The organism is Geitlerinema sp. CS-897, assembly GCF_028368005.1.
Classification (GTDB): domain Bacteria; phylum Cyanobacteriota; class Cyanobacteriia; order Cyanobacteriales; family Geitlerinemataceae; genus Baaleninema; species Baaleninema simplex.
The window spans coordinates 1-12,847 of sequence record NZ_JAQNCQ010000175.1 but is presented as its reverse complement, the minus strand read 5'-3'; the positions used below and the strand labels follow the sequence as shown (position 1 = coordinate 12,847).

The 12,847-nt window shown below is 53.0% G+C and carries 11 protein-coding genes; 3 read left to right on the top strand and 8 right to left on the bottom strand.

The window, feature by feature from the left end; all coding sequences use genetic code 11:
• Positions 1-105: 105 nt before the first annotated feature.
• The 5 genes from POG22_RS10890 to POG22_RS10870 form a co-directional block, all read right to left on the bottom strand.
• The gene (locus POG22_RS10890; RefSeq protein ID WP_498905226.1) at positions 106-240 is read right to left on the bottom strand and encodes a hypothetical protein; all 135 of its coding nucleotides are present in this window, start codon (positions 238-240) and stop codon (positions 106-108) included.
• 81 nt (positions 241-321) lie between these two features.
• Complete coding sequence (truB, locus tag POG22_RS10885; protein WP_498905227.1) at positions 322-1,212, bottom strand: tRNA pseudouridine(55) synthase TruB; 891 nt, start codon at positions 1,210-1,212, stop codon at positions 322-324.
• Between the two features lie 219 nt (positions 1,213-1,431).
• Entirely contained in the window at positions 1,432-3,222 is a 1,791-nt protein-coding gene (locus POG22_RS10880) for an aspartate kinase (protein ID WP_498905225.1), read from the bottom strand.
• A 114-nt stretch (positions 3,223-3,336) separates the two neighbouring features.
• Positions 3,337-4,332, bottom strand: a complete 996-nt coding sequence (locus tag POG22_RS10875; RefSeq protein ID WP_063714960.1) for a hypothetical protein — start codon at positions 4,330-4,332, stop codon at positions 3,337-3,339.
• Between the two features lie 166 nt (positions 4,333-4,498).
• Complete coding sequence (locus POG22_RS10870) at positions 4,499-4,990, bottom strand: SLOG cluster 4 domain-containing protein (protein WP_063714961.1); 492 nt, start codon at positions 4,988-4,990, stop codon at positions 4,499-4,501.
• 266 nt (positions 4,991-5,256) lie between these two features.
• On the opposite strand from POG22_RS10870, the gene POG22_RS10865 reads away from it, so the two are divergent.
• Together POG22_RS10865 and POG22_RS10860 are read left to right on the top strand one after the other, a co-directional pair.
• Positions 5,257-5,532, top strand: a complete 276-nt coding sequence (locus POG22_RS10865) for a type II toxin-antitoxin system HigB family toxin (RefSeq protein WP_223307327.1) — start codon at positions 5,257-5,259, stop codon at positions 5,530-5,532.
• Positions 5,533-5,602: 70 nt separating this feature from the next.
• Positions 5,603-5,998, top strand: coding sequence for a helix-turn-helix domain-containing protein (locus tag POG22_RS10860; protein ID WP_063714962.1), 396 nt, complete (start codon positions 5,603-5,605; stop codon positions 5,996-5,998).
• A gap of 327 nt (positions 5,999-6,325) precedes the next feature.
• On the opposite strand, the gene POG22_RS10855 is transcribed toward POG22_RS10860, so the two are convergent.
• The 3 genes from POG22_RS10855 to POG22_RS10845 form a co-directional block, all read right to left on the bottom strand.
• Complete coding sequence (locus tag POG22_RS10855) at positions 6,326-8,035, bottom strand: ShlB/FhaC/HecB family hemolysin secretion/activation protein (RefSeq protein WP_498905223.1); 1,710 nt, start codon at positions 8,033-8,035, stop codon at positions 6,326-6,328.
• Positions 8,036-8,126: 91 nt separating this feature from the next.
• Positions 8,127-8,762: a TenA family protein gene (locus tag POG22_RS10850; RefSeq protein ID WP_498905221.1), complete on the bottom strand. Its 636-nt coding sequence runs from the start codon at positions 8,760-8,762 to the stop codon at positions 8,127-8,129.
• 119 nt (positions 8,763-8,881) lie between these two features.
• Positions 8,882-9,508, bottom strand: a complete 627-nt coding sequence (locus POG22_RS10845) for a class I SAM-dependent methyltransferase (RefSeq protein WP_498905219.1) — start codon at positions 9,506-9,508, stop codon at positions 8,882-8,884.
• Between the two features lie 103 nt (positions 9,509-9,611).
• On the opposite strand from POG22_RS10845, the gene uvrA reads away from it, so the two are divergent.
• Entirely contained in the window at positions 9,612-12,548 is a 2,937-nt protein-coding gene (gene uvrA / locus POG22_RS10840) for an excinuclease ABC subunit UvrA (RefSeq protein WP_498905217.1), read from the top strand.
• Positions 12,549-12,847: the final 299 nt, after the last annotated feature.

Genomic DNA, 12,847 nt, shown 5'->3' with positions numbered 1-12,847 from the left:
TAAGCAAATCGGAATGCGAGTCAAAATATCGGGAGCGCAATGGAAAGTAGAGAATGTTTCTAAGATTCTTTCTTTACGCTGTGCTTACTTAAATGGCACTCTGTTTTAGCAATATTTTTGCAAAACTGAGATGCACCCGAATTTTCGACCCCGGAAAATGTCGGTTTGAAACTGTTCGTCTTCTTTTTCTCGGTTCGGTTTGAAATCGCGGGATTCCTCGGGAGAGTTTTGGGAAGTCATCGATCGCGGACAGAAAGACGATAAGCTCTACTGCAAACCTAACACACTCGAAATTACGCAGAAATCCAGTTTCTAGGAATATTACCGATCGAATACCATTTTCGGGGCGAGAACCGGGAGAGCTTGGTTCGGTTTCCAAGTTCCCACGCCGAGGAAGGTTCCCATTTCGTCAACAACTGCGACGAATTCACTTTCCTGTTGGGCGTCGTCGAGTTGCAACCGTTGTCCTTGACGCCACCGTTGCGCCAACGTTTCGGGAAGCGACAGAGACGGGAGGTGTTTCAACGCCGATTCCGGGGGAAGCAGTTGTAATTCGTTATTTTCGACGGTTTCGGCGAGGCGATCGATCGTCCAACTCTCCGCAATCGAAAAGCCGCTGCTGTGGGTGCGAAGCAGTTGCGCCAACGTTGCGCCGCTTCCGAGGACTTCTCCCAAATCACGGGCGATCGCGCGAATGTAAGTTCCGCCGCCACAGGCGATCGCTAAATCCACTTCTGGAAATTCACCGTTGCGCCAATCGAGAATGTCAATGCTGGAAATTTCCACCTGTCGCGAGGGAACCTCAACGTCTTCTCCCGCCCTGGCTAAATCGTACAGCCGTTTTCCGTCCACTTGAATGGCGCTGTATTTCGGTGGAATTTGGGCGATCGATCCGATAAATTGCGGAATCGCCTGACGCACAGATTCCAACGTCACCCCCGAATTCGGCTTAACTGAAATCGTCTCCCCCTCGAGATCGTCAGTCGTGGTTCGCACCCCAAACCGCACCGTGGCGTTATAAGCCTTTCCCGGCGGGAGATATTGAATCAACCGCGTCGCTTTTCCCACGGCGATGGGTAAAACCCCCGTCGCCATCGGATCGAGGGTTCCTCCATGACCGACTTTTTTTAATTTCAACAATCGCCGCACCTTGGCGACGCAATCGTGAGATGTCCAACCTTGAGGTTTGTCCAGGTTGAGAAATCCCGCCAGAGATTTTGTATCAGTCATCATTCCCAATCTTTGGTAGGGTGCGTGACTTGAAAAATAGGGTGTAAATTGTGAGACCAATACATTGTCACGCACCGCCAACGTACACCGCCAACAGACAAGGATGCGTTACGCGTCCAGAACATCTCGTCCGTTGTCAGATCGTATTTCCGCATAACGCATCATCCCGTCATCTCATCATCTCATCATCACCTCATCCCATCACCCCTTCGACAACCCAAACGCCGCGTGAACCGCTTGTAAGGCTTTCACGCCGTCATCTTCAGGAACGACACAGCTAATTTTGATTTCTGAGGTGGCGATGGTTTGGATGTTGATGTTTTCTTTGGCGAGGGCGGCGAACATTTTCGCCGCGACTCCCGGTTGTCCGATCATTCCCGAACCGACAATACTCACCTTAGAAATGGATTCGTCAACGACTAACTCACCGCATCCCATTTCTTCCAACAAGGGCGTCAGGAGTTCTCGCGCCACTTCCGCGTCGGTTTGGGCGATGGTAAAGGCGATGTCGCGGGTAGGGATGTTGTTGAGGATGCGACAGCGTTGGGATTGGATAATGGTATCGATGCTGATTCCGTGTTCGGCGAGGAATTGGAAAATTCGCGCGGCGCGTCCGGCCAGATCGGGAACTTGTAAAATGGCTAGACGAGCTTGTCCGCGATCGAGCGCCACACCCCGCACTACGGGCGGTTTCACGGCGTCGGCGTCGGCGATTTCCCGTTCGCGCACGGTGGAGATGTGAACGTCAAAGGTCTCGCACAGGGCTGCAATGGCGCGATCGCCGTCTGATGCGTCAATCACGCAACTGACTTTGACTTCCGAGGTGGAAATCATTTGAATGTTGACCCCGGCTTTTCCGAGGGTACTGAACATTTCCGCCGCCACGCCGGGACGTCCGATCATTCCTGCGCCAACGATACTGACTTTGGCGATGTCGCGATCGACGATAACGTCGGTTTGGTTGTTCTCGCTTTGCGGAGACAGGGCGGGAACGATCGCCGCCGCGACGGATTCGGCGCGATCGAGTATGTTTTTGGTGACGGTGAAGGCGATGTCGTTGGTGTTTCCTTCGTGAATCGACTGGACGATTAAATCGACATCGACGCTTTGACGCCCGATTTCACCGAAGAGCGTGGCGGCGATACCGGGGCGATCGCACACCCGCAACAGCGCCACTTTCGCCTGATCTGCGTCGAATTCCACTGCATCGACTGGATGCACCAGTTCCAAGCCTTCCAACTTGCGCGGGGTGCGTTCCGGGGCGATGACGCGAGTACCGGGATCGTCGGTCCAACTCGATCGCACTACTAACGTAACGCCGTAGTTGCGGGCGATTTCCACCGCCCGAGGATGCAGGACTTTCGCCCCCAAACTGGCCAACTCCAGCATTTCGTCGCAGGTGATTTCGTCCATGAGTTGGGCGTCAGGAACCAAACGTGGATCGGTGGTGAGGATACCGGGAACGTCGGTATAGATTTCGCAGCGATCGGCGTTGAGGGCGGCGGCTAACGCCACGGCGGAGGTATCGGAACCGCCCCGCCCCAGGGTGGTAATTTCTAATTCTTCTCCGAGGGCGATTCCCTGGAATCCGGCGACGACGACGACTTTACCGGCGTTGAGGTGACGTTCGAGGCGATCGGTTTGAATTTGCAGAATGCGGGCGCGACTATGGGCGGCTTCGGTGACGATTCCCACTTGCGCCCCGGTCATGGAAATGGCGGGAACGCCCCGTTCTTGTAATGCCATACTCAACAGGGCGATGGAAACCTGTTCCCCCGTTGAGAGCAGCATATCCATTTCCCGGCGAGATGGATTCGACGAAATTTCGCCCGCCATCTGCACGAGACTATCTGTCGTTTTTCCCATCGCCGACACCACCACCACGACAGGCTGTCCGTTTTTGGCGGTGTTTGCGACACGCTGGGCAACCGCTTGCAGTCGTTCGATCGATCCGACAGAGGTTCCCCCGTATTTTTGGACGATTGGTGCCATACCCTCACCCCATTAAACTTCCGGTGGCGATCGGCTATTATCTCACAGTACTTGCAGGAATAGTTGATAGGGAACGGGGAACAGTGTTTTCTCCATCATCCCCTCATCCCCTCATCACAGACTCGAATCGCCTTGACGTTGCTGTTGTGCGTTGTGTCGATCGCGGCGTTGGCGTAGCATCTCGGCTTGGGTGTAGGCTTGCCAACCGTTCCCCTGCTGGGGCGTTTGGGGGTTGGGTTGGCGCATGGTGTGGCTGACAGTCGGCGGTGGCGGACGGTGAACGACCGCTTTTTTAACGTCTTGGGGCGTTCCTTCGGCTTTACGCAGTTCGTTAAGCAGTTCGATCGTACGGGGAAACAGCCGTTTCACCATGTCCCGCTGTCTGCGTTTGAGGGGTTTTATGCCGTCAGAGACTTGTTGTAAGTAGCCTTGCAGTTGGGTGATGTTGGCTTGGACGCCGGATAAGTCGCTGGCTTCGAGGGGGGCGAGGCGACCTTTGATGACGGCGAGTTCGCGATGGAGAAGGGCGATCGCGTTTTCGACTCGTTTGTATTCGGTGGCTTTTTGCGGCTGGGGTAGCTGCTCGAACCAGTTGTGGAGTTGGGCGATTTGCTGGTTGACTTGGCGTTCGCGTTCTCGTTGCTGGTTGGCGAAGGCTTGCATTCGATCGAGATCGGTTTTCAGGTTGGCGATCGCCTGTCGCATCTCTGCCATTTGTTGCGGCTTGGCTTGATGTCGAAGTTCCCGTTGCAGGTGTTCGAGTTGTCGGTTTATCGCCTGGTTCGCCTGTTCGAGACTCACCACTTTCTGCAATACGGGATCGAGATTAACGGGATTGGGAAAGGTTTTGAGGTTTTGATGGAGTTGTGTCATCGAGGTGACGTACTCCTGCTGCATCTGCTTCTGAAATCGCTGGCGGTTGATGACGCCGAGAGACATGGCGATCGTCATGGGGACGGCAGCGTGCAATACTTGTTGGGTGAGGAAGGCGACGCCGATACCAACGCCGGAACCCGCGATCGAAACCATTTCGAGCAGTTCGGGTAGACTCCGCCGTTTCTGGGGTTTCTGCTTGGCCGTTGTGTTGGAGGACGTTGGTGCGTTGGACATGGTGGCTTTTCCTAGGTCACGACTGGGACGACACAACGGTTGAGTTGGGAAAGATTTTGCAGCGAGTCAAGCGAGACCCCAAGAGGTGCTGACACGGGAATTTTACCCGTTTAGTTTAGCCGATCGAGTCTGGAGACCGCTAGAGCGTCTTGTCAGGAATTGACGGTTACTGGGGTTCGATGAGGGCTTCTACGATTTCGATCGCCTCGGCTGCGGTTTGGGCAACGGCGATATTGATGGCGAATTTTTGAAAGAAATCTTGCGTAATTAAATCGACGTTTAGCAAGACGACGGATTTTCCGTTTTTTAAGGCTAAGGCAACTTCTGAGGCGGTGCCGAGTCCCATTCCGCAGGCGACGACGACATCGCTGGATAAGACGTTGATGTTGTTTCTGGCGTTGCCGAGGTCGGTAAAAATGGGTAAATCGATACAGTCGGACAGGCGGCTGGCGTCGCTGTCGGGGAGAATGCCGATCGTCAGTCCTCCGGCTTCTTTTGCGCCTTGGTTGACGGCTTCCATCACGCCGATGTTGCGCCCGCCTGTCAGCAGTACCCACCCTCGAGAGGCGATCGCTTTTCCGAGTTCTCTGGCTTGGGCGCGATCGCTCTCGGTTGCGCCGTCTCCGGGCCCCATGACGCCAATGATGTGTTTTCGCATCGATCTCAATTCCGTTAGGTTCGCGTACTGCGGAGCGAGCTGATTTGTTACACAGGTTACAGTTTCGGCTATTCATTTTAACGTACTCGCGATGTTTTTGCAGTTTTATCTTGACAAAGTCGCTCAGCTATGTATTGAAATTCGCTCGATCGAACCCCTAATTTCGCCAATCCCCTTGACACGAGCCAATCTACAGGCTAAATTAGAGCTTGTTCTCATTTTGAGAACAAGCTTCACTCATAAAATCACCTATGAGAATTTTAAATATGGCAGTAATCCAGAAATTCTCTCAACAGTATCCTGATGCAAAAATAGCACTCAATACCTGGAAAAAAATTACAGAGAAAGCACGATGGAAACATTTGTCAGAAATCAAACAAACTTATAACCGTTCGGTAGATTATGTGGAAGGATATACAGTTTTTAATATAAAAGGAAATCATTACAGACTTATAGCCAAAATAAATTACAAACGTAAAATCGTAAGAATAGCAAGCATATTAACTCATAAAGAATACGACAAAGAAAAGTGGAAAACATAAACGAATAAAAAACGACCGAGAAGCAGATTTAATCTGTTTCTCGGTATACCAAGACGAGAGTGTTAAAGCCATGAATGCAACGCTGTATCGAAATCTACTCACAAAAATAGAGCCGAAACCCATTCAAACTGACGCTGAAAAAGAACGGTTTTTGACGGAGATCGATCGACTAATGGACATCGACGAAGCGCAAATCACAGAAGCCGAAGCGTCGATGCTAGAACTGTTATCGATTTTAGTGGAAGATTACGAAAAACGAATTTGTCCGGTCGAAGATATCGCCGATCCTCACGATATTTTAGAGGAACTGGTTCGCGCTAACGACCTAAAACAAAAAGACTTGCTCGATGTCTTTGTCTCGAAAGGAATTGCGTCGGAAGTCTTCAACCGCAAACGAAGCATTAGCAAAGCTCAAGCCAAGGCATTAGGCAAGCGATTTAACGTTTCTCCTGCCTTGTTTTTATGAAGCGCCGATTCAAAAATGAAATAACTTGACGAACGGGAGAAAAATTCAAGATTCAAGGGTGCGTTTCAAAAATGTAAATTTATCAGATCGGAGTCTCTGCACTGAATTGAGCTGTTGTTGGGTGGAGCGAGAGCGAAACCCAACCTACCTCAAACTCATATTTTTACATCCATTGAGATGCACCCCGATTCGATCTCAAAACCCTCTCATATTCAATCCTGCTTGAGAACAACGGTTTCTCATCCCCATTGCAAAAAAACTCTGTGTCCTCTGTGTCTCTGTGGTGAAAAATTTTTCAAACCCAGCCACTCGAAAACAGATTCCGTTTCAAAACGGATTGTAGCGAATGAAAAAGTAAATTCCGTCGGCTTGCAACGAATCGCCCCGATCGCTCACTTCAACGAGCGGAATTCCCCAAGTCACTGTCGCGGATAACTCCTGCGATAACTCCCACCGTAACCCGATCCCCGTTCCCACAAGCGTACTCGGACTCGGAACGTCGCGATCGCTCCCTAAATTCCACACCGTTCCCACATCCACAAATGGCGTCAGTTGAATCGTTCCCCACCCTCCAGGATCGCGGAGAACTGGAACCCGCAACTCCACCGAACCCACCACGCCGCTGTCACCGACTCGCTGATTTTGCAAATAACCGCGAACCGTCGTCGGGCCGCCGATGCTAAACTGCTCGATGGGAAGTAATTCGTCCGTTGACAGTTGCGTGGCCAGGCGAGTAATCAATAACGTATCGCCACCGAGCGATCGCACCCACTGAAACTGTCCCAACCAGGCGAAAAACGCACCGTCGGGGGCGTCATCGTTGGAGGTGGCGTCGAACAAATCTAACCCAAACGTCAGCTGCGATCGCGCCGCCAAAACTTCATACCGCGATCGACTCGTCCACTCCTGAGTCAACCGCAACGCCGTCACGTTCGATCGCCCCTCTTCAGGCCCCTCAGAAAACGAAAACGGTTCGTCGTCGAAAATAAACGTTCGCGATCGCTGCAATCCCAAAGACGCCCCCACCGCGAACTCCCGATTAGGCGTTTCTATCAACGGCTGCATCACTCCCAACCGAAACTCTTCCTCAGTCGATCGAATATCCAAGCGATCGAAAGGGTCTTCGACGACGCGACTTCCCACCCGTCGGTAAAACGCTCGCAGTTCCGTATTCTGGGCGTTGACGGGAATTGCGAACTCCACGAATCCCTCGGTCACCCCTTCGGTAATTCCCAACTCTCCCGAGAGGCGATCGCCGACTCCCAACAAACTGTTTCCTTGTAAACTCACCGAACCGCGAATCGATCCCACACTGGGAGAATCCCGGTTTTCCACCCACAGCGTCCCGTTGAGGGGAAAGGCTTCTTCGAGGGTCAACCGCAACCGACTCAAACCCGGCGCACTTCCGGCGGTGAGTTCGGCCCGAACGGTGTCGATGGCGGGATCTTGTTGCAGCAGTTGTAACGCCGCTTCTAACTGAGATAGATTCAACGGCGGCTGGCTGGCGCGGCGAATGCGATTTCTCACGTAGCGATCGGAAATTCGCTCTAATCCCTCAATTTCGATCGCCTCTAATCGACCTTCGACCGCCTGCACTCGGACGATTCCCTCGGTGACATCCTGCGGCGGAACGAACGCCCCCGAGGTGGTGTAACCGTGACGGACGTACAAATCGGTAATCGCCGTTCTCAGGGCGATGAGTTCCTCGAAGGATACGCGCCGACCTAAATAGGACGAGAGAATTGGCGCGAGGTCTTCTTCGGAAAACACCGTATTTCCCAACACGCGAATTTCTCGAACGGCGATCGCCTCGTCCGACGTCAGTTGAGACGGATCGGAAACTTCGGGCGACGGGAGATTTGGCAGGTCTAAAATATCGTCAGTGGCAGGAAACCGATCTGGAAGGGGTGGGAGATCGGGGGCGATCGGGGGGACGGGTTGGGCGGATACGTCAGACAGCCCGGCGATCGCAATCCATCCCCATACGATCCCCACGAACCCAACCAACAACCTCACTACCACAACCACACCTTCCATCTGCGTCGTTACATACAGAGAACGACCGTTCTTCTACTCTGTACCGTTCGCTGTCCCGACGCACGAGCCGGAAACGTAATTTTTTTCTAATTTACGCGAAATTTTCCGACGGACTCGCAAACGCCATCTGCCAAAACTCCCGTTCCAACCGCGCCACCTCTCGAAACACCGCTTCGGCTTGTTGCTGTACCGGTTCGGAGGCCGCTTGCAGGCTTTCGTCTGCTTGGCGTTCTAGATGTTTGACGTATTCTGTAAACTCTGGATTTCCCCAGCGATCGGCGAATTCGTCGTAAGGCGCGGCCATTTTACCCGGAAGCTGCCATCCTTGATTGTAGGCCAGCTCGATCGCCCACAACGCAGTGGCTCGGACGGGGTACGGTTTGACTTCCCAACTGGCTAAATACTGAGTATACGCTTCGCCGGTGGGGTGTTTGTCGGTTTGCAGGGTCAACCCCCGTTCGCGGGCTTTCTCGCGAAACCAGTTCAATTCGTCTTTTATCGCCACTAATCCCCCCAGCAAAACATCGAAGTGTTCGACGGGGGCGCCGGTGAGAACGTTGGCGAGAAAGCGGGTAAACTCGACGACAAATTGATAGTCTTGGACGAGCCAGGTGTCGAACTGTGCTAGGCCGATCGTCCCCGATTGGCAGGCATCGAGAAACGGATGGTGCGTGGCATCGTGCCACAGTTGAGGATGCCGCTCGATAAGGTCTTGACAAAAAATCATTTTTATGTATTAAATTTTAAAGCCGAGTTCGGACGGGACTAGAGCGCGATCGCAACGGTTAAACCGATCTGAAATTTGAGTTCTAATCTAGAGAATCGAACCAATTTTTGCAAGTCATTTCAAGATTTAGTCCAGAGCAGAGATAGTAACCGAGGCGGCTTGTTTCGATCGCGATCGCTCCACCATTCTTTGAGACGCTCGAGAGAAAATCCACACTCTTCTGCACTTTCGATAAAATCAGAAATAGGGTGGACGTAACTGGGGATTTGGAGGGTGTTCGATGTTGTTTTTATCTCCGCGCGACCGCCTAAATATTGCCGAGTTGGGTGCAGTTCGCAAACGAAGAGTTTCCCCGATGGCTTGAGGACTCGTGACGTTTCTCGAAAGATAGGTTTTAAGTCCTGAATATGCTCGAGAACGAGATTGAAAGTCACGAGATCGACGGTGCGATCGCCAATTTCCCAGGGTCTAGAAATATCGGCAACCTGAAATTCAAGGTTGGGAGAGTTGAGTTTTTTCTGGGCTTCTGCCAGCATTTCGGAAGAAAAATCTAAGGCGATCGCGCGATCGCAAATTTCGAGCCAAAAACTTGTATTTTTTCCGGTTCCGCAACCGGCTTCGAGAATCGTTGAAAAACGGGCGTTGGCAAAGGTCGATCGCACGGCGATCGCATCGAGATCTCGCGTTCGGTTTTCTACGGTATCGTAGGTTGAGGCCCAAGTATCGTAATATTGCTCGATATTCATCAAATTCAATTCAAATTCAATAATTAGAGAAGACAGCGATCGCGGGGTCGCCCATCGGGGAAACCGTTATCGTAAAATGTAAACGATTGTATCGAAGGTCGATATGGCACGACGCGCGAAGACTCCCGAACCCCTCAGCAACATTTCTCAAAACGGTCTCTCTCCGAGTTTACAAAACGCGATTCGCATTCGGGGAGCGCGCCAACACAACCTCAAAAACATCGATCTCGACCTCCCGCGCGATCGCCTGATCGTTTTTACCGGAGTTTCGGGATCGGGGAAATCCTCCCTCGCCTTCGATACCATTTTCGCCGAGGGACAGCGCCGTTATGTCGAATCCCTCAGCGCCTACGCCCGTCAGTTCCTCGGCCAACTCGACAAACCGGACGTCGAATCCATCGAAGGCTTGAGTCCGGCCATTTCCATCGACCAAAAGTCCACCTCTCACAACCCGCGATCGACCGTGGGAACGGTGACGGAAATTTACGACTACCTGCGCTTACTCTTCGGACGCGCCGGAGAACCCCACTGTCCTCACTGCGATCGCTCGATCGCGCCCCAAACCATAGACTGGATGTGCGATCGCGTTCTCGAACTCCCCGATCGCACCAAGTTCCAAATTCTCGCCCCCGTCGTCCGGGGGAAAAAAGGAACTCACAAAAAGCTCCTTTCGAGTTTAACCTCCCAGGGCTTCGTGCGCGTGCGCGTCGATGGCGAGATCCGCGATCTCAGCGACGGAATCGAACTCGATAAAAACTACAGCCACGATATCGAAATTGTCGTCGATCGCCTCGTCAAAAAAGAGGGAATTCAAGAACGCCTCGCCGACTCCCTCTCCACCGCACTCCAACAAGCCAACGGCGTCGCCGCGATCTCGGCGCAACTCCCCAACGAAGACCGTCCCCAGGAAATCGTCTTTTCTGAAAACTTCGCCTGTCCCGAACACGGGGCGGTGATGGAAGAACTCTCGCCGCGTCTGTTTTCCTTCAACTCCCCTTACGGGGCTTGTCCGGCCTGTCACGGCTTGGGAAGTTCGCGAATGTTTTCGGCGGAACTGGTGGTTCCCGATCTCGAAGCCCCGGTTTACAGTGCGATCGCTCCCTGGTCGGAAAAAGACAACACGTATTACCTCTCGCTACTCTACAGCGTCGGACAAGCCTTTGGCTTCGAGCTAAACACCCCTTGGAACCAGCTAAAGCCGGAACAACAAAAAGTTATTCTCTACGGCGCACCCGATCCCATTTGGGTCGAAACCGATTCGCGCTATCAGGAAAATCGCGGCTACTACCGTCATTTTTCGGGCGTGCTAGCGATCTTACAACGCCAGTACGAAGAAACCTCTTCCGACCCAATTAAGGACAAACTCGAACAGTATCTCGTCGATAAAGTCTGCGATCGCTGCGGCGGAAAACGTCTCAAACCCGAATCTCTGGCGGTGCGCGTCGGACAGTACAACATTACCGATTTAACCGGGATTTCGATCGAAACCAGCTTAGAACGAGTCGGACAACTGGAGTTGAGCGATCGTCAGGCGAAAATCGCCGAATTGGTGTTACGGGAAATTCGCGCCCGCCTCCAGTTTCTCATCGACGTGGGCTTAGAATACCTAACGTTGGATCGATCGGCCACCAGCCTCTCCGGTGGAGAAGCCCAACGCATCCGCCTCGCCACCCAAATCGGTTCGGGATTAACTGGCGTTCTCTACGTCCTCGACGAACCCAGCATCGGACTCCACCAGCGAGATAACGGTCGCCTGCTGCGAACCCTCACCAAACTCCGAGATTTAGGAAATACCCTCATTGTCGTCGAACACGACGAAGAAACCATCCGCAGCGCCGATCGCATTATCGATATCGGACCGGGGGCGGGAGTTCACGGCGGCGAAATCGTCGCCCAGGGGGATTTAAACGATCTCCTCAAAGCAGAAAACTCCATGACCGGGGCCTATCTCGGCCGTCGCCGCGTTATCGAAACACCCGCCGAACGCCGCCCCGGAAACGGACGGGCGATCGTTCTCAAAAACGCCCACCGCAACAACCTCAAGCATATCGACGTCGAAATTCCCCTCGGAAAACTGGTGTGCGTGACCGGGGTGTCAGGATCGGGGAAATCTACCCTCGTCAACGAACTGTTTTATCCAGCTCTGCAACACCATATTACGCGCCGCGTTCCCCTACCCACAGGTCTCGGAGAACTGAACGTCAAAGCCGGGAAAAAGAAACCCCTCAAAGAAGTCGTCGATAAAGTCATCGTCATCGACCAATCCCCCATCGGACGCACGCCTCGTTCCAACCCCGCCACCTACACCGGAATTTTCGACAGCATCCGCCAAGTCTTCGCCGAAACCGTGGAAGCCAAAGCCAGAGGCTACAAACCGGGGCGGTTTTCCTTCAACGTCAAAGGGGGACGCTGCGAAGCCTGCGGCGGACAAGGGGTCAACGTGATTTCGATGAACTTTCTCCCCGACGTTTACGTTCAGTGCGATGTCTGTAAGGGGGCGCGATACAACCGAGAAACCTTGCAGGTCAAATATAAAGGTCATTCGATTTCCGACGTGCTGAACATGACCGTCGAGGAAGCCTTGGGCGTTTTCGAGAACATCCCCCGCGCCGCCAGTCGCCTGCAAACTCTGTTAGACGTCGGATTGGGATATATCCACCTCGGACAACCCGCCCCCACGCTTTCGGGAGGCGAGGCGCAGCGGGTGAAGTTAGCGTCGGAGTTATCCCGTCGCGCCACGGGGAAAACGTTGTATTTAATTGACGAACCGACGACGGGATTATCGTTTTACGACGTTCACCAGTTATTGAACGTGATGCAGCGTTTGGTGGATAAGGGAAACTCAATTTTGGTCATCGAACACAATTTAGATGTGATTCGCTGCGCCGATTGGGTGGTGGATTTAGGCCCCGAAGGTGGAGAACGGGGCGGTGAAATCGTCGCCTGTGGGACGCCGGAAGCGGTGGCGGAGGTGAAGGAATCCCATACGGGGCAATATTTGCGGGAGGCGTTGCAGCAATATCCACCGAAGGACAGTTGAGCTTATTCTTGGGGGGTTCCTGTCGCGTGCTGAGTTCTCCCTCACATTTGTCAGTTTGTCGTCCGACCGGGAGGATGTCTCTTCTCGTGGCGACAACCCAGTACAATCGTTGCGGTATTGAACAAAATTAGCCCGCATTCAACCACATAGGAACAGGTGGGCGACGAATTGCCAACGAACCTATGTTAGAATTGCCCTATCCTGAGCGGTACGGCAAAGGGCGGAACGAGATTCCGAACCACCTGGAGGCACGACCTCTCAGCGAAAGGGAAACCCAACCTATAAGTCCTCTGAGTCGG

Excerpts from the sequence above, each read along its gene's own strand:
- POG22_RS10890 (WP_498905226.1), bottom strand. The coding sequence starts at position 240 with ATGACTTCCCAAAACTCTCCCGAGGAATCCCGCGATTTCAAACCGAAC.
- uvrA (WP_498905217.1), top strand. The coding sequence starts at position 9,612 with ATGGCACGACGCGCGAAGACTCCCGAACCCCTCAGCAACATTTCTCAA.
- POG22_RS10860 (WP_063714962.1), top strand. The coding sequence starts at position 5,603 with ATGAATGCAACGCTGTATCGAAATCTACTCACAAAAATAGAGCCGAAA.
- POG22_RS10880 (WP_498905225.1), bottom strand. The coding sequence starts at position 3,222 with ATGGCACCAATCGTCCAAAAATACGGGGGAACCTCTGTCGGATCGATC.
- POG22_RS10855 (WP_498905223.1), bottom strand. The coding sequence starts at position 8,035 with ATGGAAGGTGTGGTTGTGGTAGTGAGGTTGTTGGTTGGGTTCGTGGGG.
- POG22_RS10845 (WP_498905219.1), bottom strand. The coding sequence starts at position 9,508 with ATGAATATCGAGCAATATTACGATACTTGGGCCTCAACCTACGATACC.
- POG22_RS10870 (WP_063714961.1), bottom strand. The coding sequence starts at position 4,990 with ATGCGAAAACACATCATTGGCGTCATGGGGCCCGGAGACGGCGCAACC.
- POG22_RS10875 (WP_063714960.1), bottom strand. The coding sequence starts at position 4,332 with ATGTCCAACGCACCAACGTCCTCCAACACAACGGCCAAGCAGAAACCC.
- POG22_RS10850 (WP_498905221.1), bottom strand. The coding sequence starts at position 8,762 with ATGATTTTTTGTCAAGACCTTATCGAGCGGCATCCTCAACTGTGGCAC.
- POG22_RS10865 (WP_223307327.1), top strand. The coding sequence starts at position 5,257 with ATGGCAGTAATCCAGAAATTCTCTCAACAGTATCCTGATGCAAAAATA.